Below are 10,333 nucleotides of genomic sequence, written 5' to 3' on the forward strand. Positions count from 1 at the left end.
AGTGTTCGGCGAACCGGGCGTGGATCCGCCCGTCCAGCCGGTCCCCGCCGGAGATGGCATGGCGCAGCGCGGGCAGCCGCACCGAGCGTTCCCCCCGTACCAGGGCGGCGAAGTGGTCCGGCCGGCCCAGCACGGTGTCCACGCCGGTCGCGAGCGCCGTCCGCAGCAGCGCGGGCCGCGAGACCCGCGTCGGGAAGACGCTGACCGCCCCGGCGTCCATGTTGTGCAGGACGCCGCCGACGAGATTGAAGGAGTGGGCGACAGGTCCCAGCAGCATGACGTTCGACCCCGCGCCCGGCATGCCGTCCATCCGCCGGAAAGCTTCGAGTTCGGCGAGCAGCGACTGCGGGGTGCGGGCGACGGCCTTGGCGAAGCCGGTGCTGCCGGAGGTGAAGTGGATGAGGCAGTGCTCGGTCACCGCCCGCTGTCCGCCGCGCAGTTTGCGCACCAGGAGCTCGCACTCGTCGTGGAAGGTGCGGTACCGGGGCCCGCCACCGCCGAAGGCGACGTAGAACTGCGGACGGCAGTGGTCCAGCAGCCGTTCCAGCTCCCTGCCGCGGATCTCCGGTCCCATGAGCAGCACCTGGGCACCCCGCGACCACAGCGCGAGGACCGACCACAGCTGGGTGAAGCTCTGCGCGCCCTGGAGCACCACGGTGGCTCCGGGCCGCACACCGTACGCCTCGAAGAGCCGCCGCAGTGAGGTGACCTGCGTGCGCAGCCGCTCGTAGGTCACCTCGGAGCCGGCCCGTGCCCACACCGCGTCGGCGGAATGTCGGGCCAGCAGTTCGGAGCCCCACCAGCGGGGCTCGTCGTCGAGTTCGTCGCGCATGTCGGATGTCCCTTCCCGTGCGTCGTGCCGGACGGTGGGCGACCGATCGCCGCACAGGACGGAACACCGGCGGGCCGGGAAGGGTTGCACTCCGCGCCGGACGGCATGCCGGGCGCTCCTGAGCACGGCGCGCCGGACAGCCCTCAGACGGAGACCGGTCGGCAGCTCCGGCAGGCGCGGTAGCCGGCGCCCCGCGCCTCGTCGGCGGTGCGGAAGGGCCGCTGGTGGGGAGGGGTGATCCGGCGGGCGTGCGCACAGGTCGGATGGCAGTAGATGTGGGTGGTGTCGCTGCCGAGCAGGAGGCCGCCGCGCCGGGACAGCTCCGCCAGCCGCAGCATGTCGATGCCCTCCGCGGATCGCAGCGCCCTGCCGGTGGCCGGGGTGTACGCGGCGTCGCACGGGGTGCCGTCCTCGTAGGTGACCCGGTGGCAGGGGATCAGCAGCGTCAGCGGGTTCCGCGCCAGGGTCCTGGCGACGAAGCCGGTGAGGTCCGCCATGTCCGTCACGTCCGCCTCCCGCGCGATCCAGCCGACCGGCCGCAGTTGGCCCTTCGGTACGGCCCTGACGGCCTGCAGCACGGCGCGCTCCTGGGCGTCGAGGCCGGTGAGGTCGACGGGCAGCGACTTGGCGCGCCCGGTGCGCAGGGCGGGGCGCAGCCCGGGGAAGGGCAGGGTGGAGCGGACGGCGGTGCGTCCGGTCCGCTGCCAGTGGGTCTCCTCGAACATCTCGGGGCTGACCACCATCGACTCCAGTACGGAGCCGGTGATCGCGGTGGGGCTGTACGCCGCGTACAGGCCGCCCGCGTCGGTGTCGAGCAGGACGTAGGCGTCGTACCGCTCGGGGGAGATCCCGACGTGGCGCAGGATGCCCAGCGCCAGATCCACCGGGCCGGGAGAGGCGAGTCCGGCCAGGGCGCCCTCCAGGGAGTGGTCCCCGGGCTCGGGGCCCGCGTTGTCGTGTCGGCTCACTGCAGCACCTCCCTCGGGGGCGGATCGCCGGCCTCCAGCAACTCCCGCAGGTTACCGACCCCGCGGGAGACCTGCGCCTTGACGGTGCCCACCGGGCATCCCTGGGACTCGGCGATCTCCCCATAGCTCATCCCGACGACGTGCCGCAGGACGACCGCGACCCGGGACTTCTCGGGGAGTTCGGTCAGCGCCGAGACCAGGCGGCCCCTGTCGTCGGCGGTGGAGGCCCGTTCCTCCGGCCCGGGGCTCTCGTCGGCCCAGGACTCGGCGGAGTTCTCGACCGGGGCCGGGGACACCGGGTGGCGGACGTTGGTACGGATCTGGTTGCGCCACACATTGGCTGCGATGGTCATGAGCCAGGCGCGGCACCGTAAGTCCCGCCGGCGCGCCGGTGAGTAGTCCTTCAGGGCCGTGTAGGCGCGCAGGAAGGTGTCCTGTCCCAGGTCCTCCGCTTCGACGGCTGACCCGGTGACCCGGAACAGGAACGCGTGAACCGTCCTGGCGTAGAGGCGTACCAGCTCCGTGAAGCCGTCGTCGAGGTCCACTGCCAGGCGCTCCGTCAGGTGTTCGGCCGTTTCGTCCATCACCGTTCAGAACACCGGTCGGGCGGGGAGGGTTGCGCGGCCCCCGCTGCCGCTGGTCTTGCCGTCATCTTCGTCCCTCCCCATCGTGTGCCCCGGAGCGCCGTCACCCCGGTGTTCCCGGTTCGGCCGCAAGTTCCGGAGTGCCCGGCCGTGGCCCGGCTCCTACGTTGGTCACACACGACGCTTGCCCCGAACGATGCCCGACAGGCCAGGACACCGGACAGGCCAACGAAGGAGACCGTGATGAGCTCGCAGGACGCCGTACTCACCAAGTTCCGTGAATACACCCTGGGCCCGCTGAGGTTCATGAACCTGCTCAGCTGTTTCGAACTGGGAATCGTCGATTCGCTCAGGGAGGACACCGGTGGCGGGCTGACCGCAGGCCGGATAGCCGAGAAGGCCGGTGTGACGCCCGCCGCCGCGGAGCAGTTGCTGCACCTGCTGGTGAAGGAGGACTTCGTCTCCTTCGACGAGAGCGCGTCCACCTACGCGCTGGACGGTCTGCGGGACCTGACGGGCGAGGACCTGGCGCGGGTCATCCCGTGGATGAACATGGTCAAGGAGGTCTGCCTGCGGCAGCTCTACCACCTCTCCGACAGTGTCAGGACGGGTTCGGTCGTCGGCCTCAAGGAGCTCTTCGACTTCGACGGCAACTTCTACGAGGCGAGCACCCGGTACCCCGAACTCCAGGCGTCCTGGGGCTCCATGATGGACCAGGTCACCGACTTCATCGACCCCTGGTTCTACGACCAGCTGGACGTCGGCAAGGACACGAAGATCCTGGACCTGGCCGGGAACACCGGTCTCGGCGCGATCCTCGCCTACCGCCACAAGGGCGCCCAGGGCACCGGCAATCTGCAGGTGACGTGCTTCGACTTCCCGGAGAAGGAGGCCGAGGCGCGGGAGAACTTCCGCAAGCACGGCGTCGAGGAGCACTGCTCGTTCGTCGGCGGCGACGTGTTCCAGGGCCTGCCCAAGGGCTACGACACCGTCATGATCAAGCACTTCCTGGACATGTTCGACCAGGAGAACGTCTACCGCATCTTCCAGAGCGTGCACGACGCGCTGGAGGTCGGCGGACAGGTGCAGGTGCTGGTGCCGATCTACCCGGAGGACGTGAAGGCCTCGAACGCGGTGGACTTCTTCCCGGCGTACATGCTCGGCTGCACCATGGCCCAGGGCGGACCGCAGAAGATCTCCACGTACGAGCAGTGGATGGAGGCCTGCGGCTTCAAGGTCACCAAGGCGATCTCGCAGGACATCAGCACCATGCCGCCGGACGTCATCCCCGTTCACGGGATCATCTGCGGCACCAAGATGGCCTCCTGACGTCCCCCCGGGCCCGGCGGGTGCGGGCGGATTCCGGGCGGATTCCGGGCGGCGCGGCCCCGGCGACAGGTAGGCAGCAGCACAGGTACGTGGAAGGACAGGGGAACAGCCGACCGGTGTTCCCAGGGCGCAGCAGTGCAGCAAGGAGAGGGAAGATGGCCGTCAGTGCCGGTGAGGTCTACTACAACCCCCCGTGCCGTCAGAAGATCGTCGTCCGTACGGCCGCCGCCGACACCGGCGGCGCCCGGTCGGTGCTGGACCTGTACGTCGCCCCCGGCGGCTTCGCCGCGGACTACCATCTCCACCCGGCGAGCGAGGAGCGGTTCACGCTCGTCCGCGGCCGGCTCCGGGTCAGCATGGCCGACCGGGACGTGATCCTGGACGAGACCGGGCAGACGGTGGCGGTCCCGCCGGGCACCTCCCACCGCTTCTACAGCGCGAGCGACGACGAGGAGACCCTGGCGATCGTCGAGTTCACCAACCGGGCGGCACGCTTCGAGGTCCTGCTGCTCCGCGAGCTGTTCGGTCTGGCCGAGGAGGGCCAGAGCGACGACCAGGGGAAGCCGAACCTGATGCAGACCTCCCTGACCCTGCGGGAGTTCTCCGACGTGCTGCGGTTCACCGGCCGCCCGTGGCCGCTGCAGCGCGCTCTGTACGGCGCGGTCGCTCCGCTGGCGCGGCTCAGGGGTTACCACGCCTGCTCGCCCGTCGCTGGGTGGAAGCCGGCGCAGCGAACGGAGTTGGAGGAGCTGCCGCCTGAGGTGGAGCGTCAGGTGATAGAGCGTCAGCTCGCGGGTCTCCAGCCCCGCCCCTGAGAGCGCGCCCGGACGTACGCCGCCCCGCCACCGGATTCCGGTGGCGGGGCGGCGTACGCGGAGGCACCGGCGGTCAGCGGCGCAGCGCCGGATCGGAGCGCGGCTGCACGCCCGGGGCGGTGGCGCCGGGCGGCGACGGGCGCAGCGCCCAGTGGGCGAGCAGCGCGGCGACGACGGCGGTGGCCGCCAGCGAGGCGGCGACGACGGTGAACGCCGAGACCGCGTCGGCGCGGCCGGCGTGCGGGGCGATGTCGAGGTAGACCGTGCCGAACACGGCGACGCCGAGCGAACCGCCCACCTGGATGGTGGTGTTGAACAGGCCGCTGACCTCCGCGGCGTACTCGTCGGTGACGGTGCTGGTCAGGCCGGTCAGCGTGCCGCTGAAGGCCGCGCCGTACCCGAGGCCGCCGATGCCCAGCAGGGCGATCAGCAGGGCGTCGTTGCCGGCCTGCCCGGTGGCGAGGGTCAGGGCGATACCGGCGAATGCGGCACCCAGCACCAGTCGCCCGACCGGAGCGGCGAGCCGCTTCGCGCGCGGACCGGAGCGGCCCAGGAGCGGCCCGGCGATACCGAACGCGGCGACCCAGGACACCAGCGACAGACCGGAGAATCCGGCGCTCCTGCCCAGCCCCCGCTGCAGGTAGAGGGCGAGGACGAAGAGCATCCCGAAGTAGGTGGCCACCGTGGCGGCCTGCGAGATCAGTGCCAGGGCGACGGGCCGCCGGGTCAGCAGCGAGAGGGTGACCAGCGGGTTGCCGCCGCGTGCGGCCTGCCGGCGCTCCACCCGGACGAACAGGACGAAGGCGCCCGCGGAGGCCGTCAGGCCGGCCCAGGTCCACAGCGGCCAGCCGGCCTCCCGTCCCATCATGATCGGCACGATGAGCAGCAACAGTGCCGCCGACAGGGTCAGCGCGCCGGGGATGTCCAGCTTCTTGCCGCGCTTCGGCGCGACCGCGGGCAGACAGGACCACGCGACCGCGATCAGGACGATGCCGACCGGCACGTTGATGAGGAAGGCCGGACGCCAGGCCGTACCGAACAGGTTGGCCGAAACCAGCACCCCGCCCAGCACCTGGCCGAGGACGGCGCTGGTGGAGAGCACCGCCGTGTACAGACCGAGGGCCCGGGCCCGTTCCCTTCCCTCGAAGTGCAGCTGGATCCCGGTCAGCACCTGCGAGGTGGTCATCGCCGCTCCCGCGCCCTGGACGATCCTCGCCGCGATGAGCACCCCTGGCGACGTGGCGAGGCCGCAGGCGGCGGAGGCGGCGGTGAACACCACGAGGCCGAGCAGGTACACCCTGCGGTATCCGTGCCGGTCGCCCAGCCGGGCACTGGTGATCAGCAGCATCGCGTAGGTCAGGGTGTAGCCCGACACGATCAGTTCCAACTGACCGCCGGAGGCTCCGAGATGATCTCGGATCGACGGCGTCGCTATGTTGACGATCGCGATGTCGACGCTGCCGAGGAACATGCCGCCGAGCAGCGAGACCAGGAGCCGGCCCGAGTGTCGGGCGTGCGGTTGTTCTTCCATGAGGCGTCTCCGGATGGTTGCCGTGGATGTCGGCCGGCGGCGGCACTCCGCCGTCGGCGCGGCACAGCGCCGCTGGTGGGGAAACCCCGCCGGAGCGGGGTCCGTTGCAACGGCCGGACCGTCGGCGGTGTTCTCCCCCGAACGGGAAGGACACCCGGCAGGTGTCCGCCGGGCCCGTCGGACGAGCGAAATGGAGACATCGACGTGAGAAACCTCGAGAAGAGCGAAGCTGCGGTGTTCACCACCCGGAGCATCAGCCTGGCCGGTGCGCAGCGGGTCATCGGCGCGGCGCTGGCTCACGCGCAGGGACTGGACTGCCGGGTCTCGCTGGTGGTGATCGACGCGGGGGGCAATGTGACGGCGATGGCCAGGAGGGACGGCACAGCGAACACCGCCACCACGGTCGCGCTGAACAAGGCCAACACCGCGCTGACCCTGCACACGGCCACCGATGTGTTCGGCAAGACCATCGAGGAGAACACCATGCTGGTGAGCAGCCTGGGCAGCCAGCCCGGTATCGCGCTGATCGCCGGCGGGCTGCCCCTTACCGCGGGTGGCGACGTGATCGGGGCGATCGGCGTCAGCGGGTCGCGGGACGGCAAGGACCTGCTCATCGCCCGCGCCGGGGCGGACGCGCTGGACCCGGAAGGCTAGGAACCGCCGTCGCCGGGCCAGGAGACCTGGGCTCAGCCGGCGCCGGTCACCTGCTCCAGCAGGGCGGCGGCGTCGCGCGGGAGGCGGTCGCCGCGCCACGCCAGGTGCTGGTCGGGCCGGACGAGGGCCAGGGCGCGGCCGTACAGCTCGCGTCCGACGGGTCCGGGGACATCCAGGACCGCCAGCGGCACACCACGGTCCGCGGCGGCGGCGCACAGCGCGGCGGCGTCCGGCGGTGACGCTCCCAGGCGCAGCAGCGTGAAGCCGGTACCGAGCCGGTCGTACAGCGAACTGCCCGCATCGCGTCGGGCGTCCAGCCACAGGTGCGGGGCGCGGCCGCCCGGGACGCCGCTCGGCGTGTACGTGGTGAGCGAGTCGGGCGGCGGGGTGTCGCCGTCCTCGGCGCGGATGACGGGAGAACCGTCGTAGCGGGCCCCGAGCTGGACCCCGATGGACGCGAACTGCTCGCCGAGGGTGCCGAGCAGGGCGGCGGCTGCCGCCCGCGCGCGCGACCCCGCGGCCGAATCGTCCTCCAGTGCGGCCGGGCGGTCGATGGCGCCCAGGTTCTGGTTCAGGGCCCGTGCCGCCGCGGTGTTGCGCAGCGCGACCGGACGGCGTTCGGCGCCGTAGGAGTCCAGCAGCCGGGCGCCGCCCCAGCCGCGCGTCGCGGCGGCCAGTTTCCACGCGAGGTTCGCGACGTCGTCGATGCCGGTGTTCATCCCGAATCCGCCGGTCGGCGTGAACAGGTGGGCCGCGTCCCCGGCGAGGAACACCCGTCCCGCACCGAAGCTTTGGGCGACCAGGGCCACCCCGGGCGTCCACGCCCGGTGGCCGAGCACCTCCACCGGCAGGTCGGTGCCCGCCGCGGACCGCACGATCCGTACGAGCTGCTCCGCGTCGAAGGCGTCAGGGTCCAGGGAACTGGTCAGCAGGCAGAACTCGTCCGCGCCGTCCAGGGAGATGAGGTTGACCACCACATCGGCGTTGACGGCCCAGTAGCTCCACGCGTCCCGCCCGGCGAGCAGGTCCCGGCGCAGGGTGGGCAGCCGCAGATACGCGGCGGTGGCCTTCCGGCCGAGGATGTCCTGGTCGAGGGTGCGCTCACCGGTGTACTCGATGCCCGCCGAGCTCCGGACGAGGCTGCGCCCGCCGTCGCAGCCGACGACGTAGCGTGCCCTGGTCCGGCCGCCGTCGCGGTCCCGGACGGTCACCCCGGCCGCGTCCGGCAGGATCTCGTCGACGCGGACCCCGTAGCGCAGGGTGATGTTCGGCCGGGTCCGCGCGTGCCGGACCAGGAACCGCTCGACGTACATCTGGTTGGCGCGATGCAGCGGCTCGGGTACCTGGTCGTCAAGGGGTGCCGAGGCGACGGCCTTGCGCTTCTCTGCACCGGACGGCATCGGCAGCCGGGCCAGCTCGTACCCGCTGTAGCGGGTGAAGTAGGCGACGTCCGTCGCATGGTGCTCCGGCAGCCCCAGGGCGCGGATCGGATCGGCTATGCCCAGCCGCCGGTAGTGCTCCATGGTGCGCGCGTTGTGGGTGTTGCCGCGCGGGTGGTCGAAGGAGGCGTCCCCCTCGTCGTACACCACGCACGGCACGTCCTGGGCGTCCAGCAGGAGGGCAAGGGCCAGACCGACGGGCCCCCCGCCCACGACGACGACCGGGGCTCGTGCGGTGAAGTCCTGTTCCGGCATGCCGACCGTCCTCGATCCGAGTCGGGAAACGCTGACCGGAGCAGGCTACGGACATCGGCGGCCCGGCGCGCTCAGGATGTTGCGGCCGAATCATCACTGCCTCGTCTCCGCAGGTCACCGGGGTGCATGGGGGACTTTCGGACGTCCGGAAACCGCTGAACGCCGTGTCCGATTCCCGCCAGCGCCGGCTCCGGGAGCGGAGCACAGTGGGGAGGTGGTCGCGTTCCGGCGTGACCGGATCACGAAAAACCGTGCGGCGCCGTGCAACCGATCCGGCGCGGCCGGTGTTCTGTCATCACCGGCTCGCGTCAGCCAGGACGCCGAGCGGGAGAGCCAAGCAGGAGAAGGGAACTCGTCATGCAGGTGCGGACCACGGCCCGCGCGGACGCTTCGGCGGCCGTGACGGACACAGCGACCCGCCAGGCGGGACCCCGTTGGGCGGGAATCGGACTGGCGCTGATGCTGTGCGCCCAGTTCATGGTCATGCTCGACGCGTCGATCGTGACGGTCGCCATCCCGGACATCCAGCGGGAGCTCGGCTTCTCCCAGGCGGGAGTGCAGGGCGTCATCACCGCGTACAACGTGGCGTTCGGCGGCGCGCTCATCCTGTGCGGGCGCATCGGCGACCTGCTGGGCCGGCGCCGGGTCTTCGCGATCGGCATGGTCGGTTTCGCGCTGACCTCACTGATGTGCGGGATGGCGCAGAGCGCGGTGATGCTGGTGGCAGGACGCGCCCTGCAGGGCTTCTCGGCCGCGCTGATCGCGCCGACCGCCCTGGCGCTGCTGACCACGTCCGTCCCCGAAGGGCCCCAGCGGGTCAAGGCGATGAGCAAGTTCGGTATCGCGACCGTACTGGGGTTCGTCAGCGGGCTGGTCCTGAGTGGGATCCTGGTACGTGAGTGGGGTTGGCAGGGCGTGTTCTACGCGACGGTGCCTGTCGGGTTCCTGGTGGCCGCGCTCGCGCCGAAGTTCATCGCCCGTGCCGCCCGGCAGCCGCACCGCATCGACGTGGTGGGCGCGATCCTGATCACGGTCGGTGTCTCCCTGGTGGTCGCGGCGCCCGCGCAGGGCGTGGCGTCCGGATGGACGTCGGTCGCTTTCCTCATTCCCCTTCTGGCCGGTGCCGCACTGCTCGCGGTATTCCTCTGGTACGAGACCCGGCACCCCGAACCGCTGGTGCGACTCGGGCTCTTCCGTTCCCGTTCGCTGCGTGCGGCCAACGTCGTATCGGTATTCTCCGGGGTCAGTTCCGGATCCGCTTACCTGCTGACGACCATGTATCTCCAGCAGGTGCTGCATTACTCCCCGCTGAAAGCCGGACTCATTGTCGCGCCGGTCGGTATCCTGAACATCGCCTTCGGTTTCTTCATCGGGCGGCTGATCAACCGGATCGGCCTGCGCGGCTCCATCACGGCCGCGACGGTGCTGTCCGGTCTGCTCATCGCGCTGGTCGCCTCCCAGGTGTCCGCCGCACCGAGCATCGTGCTCTTCGCGGTGGTACTGCTCCCCATGGGGATGGCGTTCATGGCGACCACCATCACCTCCACCCTCGCCGCCACCTCGGGTGTCGCCAACCATGAACAGGGGCTCGCGGCGGGCGTGCGCCAGACATCGTTCCAGCTCGGGATCGCTCTCGGTGTGGCCGTACTGGTGCCCATCGCCTCCAGCCGGGCGCACGGCGCGGGTCCCGGCCACGCGGCCGAACTGGCCGACGGGATCCAGCTGACGCTCTATCTGCTCGGCGCCCTGGTGGTGGCGGCCGGACTGTTCGCCTTCCACGGCTTCCGGCCGGCCCGGGAGAAGACGGCGCCCTGACCCGCCCTGACCCGGCCCCGACACATCGCCCGCAGCTGACCGTTCGCATTCCGTTCAGTCGGCGGCGTTCAGTCGGCGATAAAGGCTCAACCAATTCAGCAGAGAGGCGGG

Annotated in this window: 9 protein-coding genes; 4 read left to right on the forward strand and 5 right to left on the reverse strand. The window is 71.2% G+C overall.

What is annotated here, in order from left to right; translation table 11 throughout:
• The 3 genes from O3X23_RS35485 to O3X23_RS35495 all read right to left on the reverse strand — a co-directional run.
• On the reverse strand, positions 1–832 hold an 832-nt coding region (locus O3X23_RS35485; protein WP_269276739.1), incomplete at its 3' end, for an AMP-binding protein.
• Between the two features lie 143 nt (positions 833–975).
• On the reverse strand, positions 976–1,800 hold the full coding sequence (locus O3X23_RS35490) for an MGMT family protein (RefSeq protein WP_269276740.1): 825 nt from the start codon (positions 1,798–1,800) through the stop codon (positions 976–978).
• Positions 1,797–2,384, reverse strand: coding sequence for an RNA polymerase sigma factor (locus O3X23_RS35495; protein WP_269276741.1), 588 nt, complete (start codon positions 2,382–2,384; stop codon positions 1,797–1,799). The genes O3X23_RS35490 and O3X23_RS35495 overlap by 4 nt, the downstream gene beginning before the upstream one ends.
• Before the next feature lie 243 nt (positions 2,385–2,627).
• Here O3X23_RS35495 and O3X23_RS35500 point away from each other — a divergent pair, with 243 nt between their 5' ends.
• Positions 2,628–3,713, forward strand: a complete 1,086-nt coding sequence (locus O3X23_RS35500; RefSeq protein WP_269276742.1) for a methyltransferase — start codon at positions 2,628–2,630, stop codon at positions 3,711–3,713.
• Between the two features lie 155 nt (positions 3,714–3,868).
• Positions 3,869–4,528, forward strand: coding sequence for a cupin domain-containing protein (locus O3X23_RS35505; protein WP_269276743.1), 660 nt, complete (start codon positions 3,869–3,871; stop codon positions 4,526–4,528).
• 73 nt (positions 4,529–4,601) lie between these two features.
• Here the strand turns inward: O3X23_RS35505 and O3X23_RS35510 are convergent, their stop codons facing one another.
• Positions 4,602–6,059 (reverse strand): MFS transporter, encoded by a 1,458-nt coding sequence (locus tag O3X23_RS35510; RefSeq protein WP_269276744.1) that lies wholly within the window; start codon positions 6,057–6,059, stop codon positions 4,602–4,604.
• Positions 6,060–6,263: 204 nt separating this feature from the next.
• Here O3X23_RS35510 and O3X23_RS35515 point away from each other — a divergent pair, with 204 nt between their 5' ends.
• Positions 6,264–6,713 carry a GlcG/HbpS family heme-binding protein gene (locus tag O3X23_RS35515; protein WP_269276746.1) on the forward strand — a complete coding sequence of 150 codons (450 nt, stop codon included), beginning with the start codon at positions 6,264–6,266 and terminating at the stop codon, positions 6,711–6,713.
• A gap of 32 nt (positions 6,714–6,745) precedes the next feature.
• On the opposite strand, the gene O3X23_RS35520 is transcribed toward O3X23_RS35515, so the two are convergent.
• Positions 6,746–8,407: an FAD-dependent monooxygenase gene (locus tag O3X23_RS35520; protein ID WP_269276747.1), complete on the reverse strand. Its 1,662-nt coding sequence runs from the start codon at positions 8,405–8,407 to the stop codon at positions 6,746–6,748.
• 357 nt (positions 8,408–8,764) lie between these two features.
• Here O3X23_RS35520 and O3X23_RS35525 point away from each other — a divergent pair, with 357 nt between their 5' ends.
• On the forward strand, positions 8,765–10,222 hold the full coding sequence (locus O3X23_RS35525) for an MFS transporter (protein WP_269276748.1): 1,458 nt from the start codon (positions 8,765–8,767) through the stop codon (positions 10,220–10,222).
• The last annotated feature ends 111 nt before the right edge of the window (positions 10,223–10,333 follow it).

It is taken from the genome of Streptomyces sp. H39-S7 (assembly GCF_027158205.1).
Taxonomy (GTDB): domain Bacteria; phylum Actinomycetota; class Actinomycetes; order Streptomycetales; family Streptomycetaceae; genus Actinacidiphila.

Bases quoted from the DNA above. Each gene is read 5' to 3' on its own strand.
- O3X23_RS35495 (WP_269276741.1), bottom strand. From the start codon at position 2,384: ATGGACGAAACGGCCGAACACCTGACGGAGCGCCTGGCAGTGGACCTC.
- O3X23_RS35500 (WP_269276742.1), top strand. From the start codon at position 2,628: ATGAGCTCGCAGGACGCCGTACTCACCAAGTTCCGTGAATACACCCTG.
- O3X23_RS35505 (WP_269276743.1), top strand. From the start codon at position 3,869: ATGGCCGTCAGTGCCGGTGAGGTCTACTACAACCCCCCGTGCCGTCAG.
- O3X23_RS35510 (WP_269276744.1), bottom strand. From the start codon at position 6,059: ATGGAAGAACAACCGCACGCCCGACACTCGGGCCGGCTCCTGGTCTCG.
- O3X23_RS35520 (WP_269276747.1), bottom strand. From the start codon at position 8,407: ATGCCGGAACAGGACTTCACCGCACGAGCCCCGGTCGTCGTCGTGGGC.
- O3X23_RS35525 (WP_269276748.1), top strand. From the start codon at position 8,765: ATGCAGGTGCGGACCACGGCCCGCGCGGACGCTTCGGCGGCCGTGACG.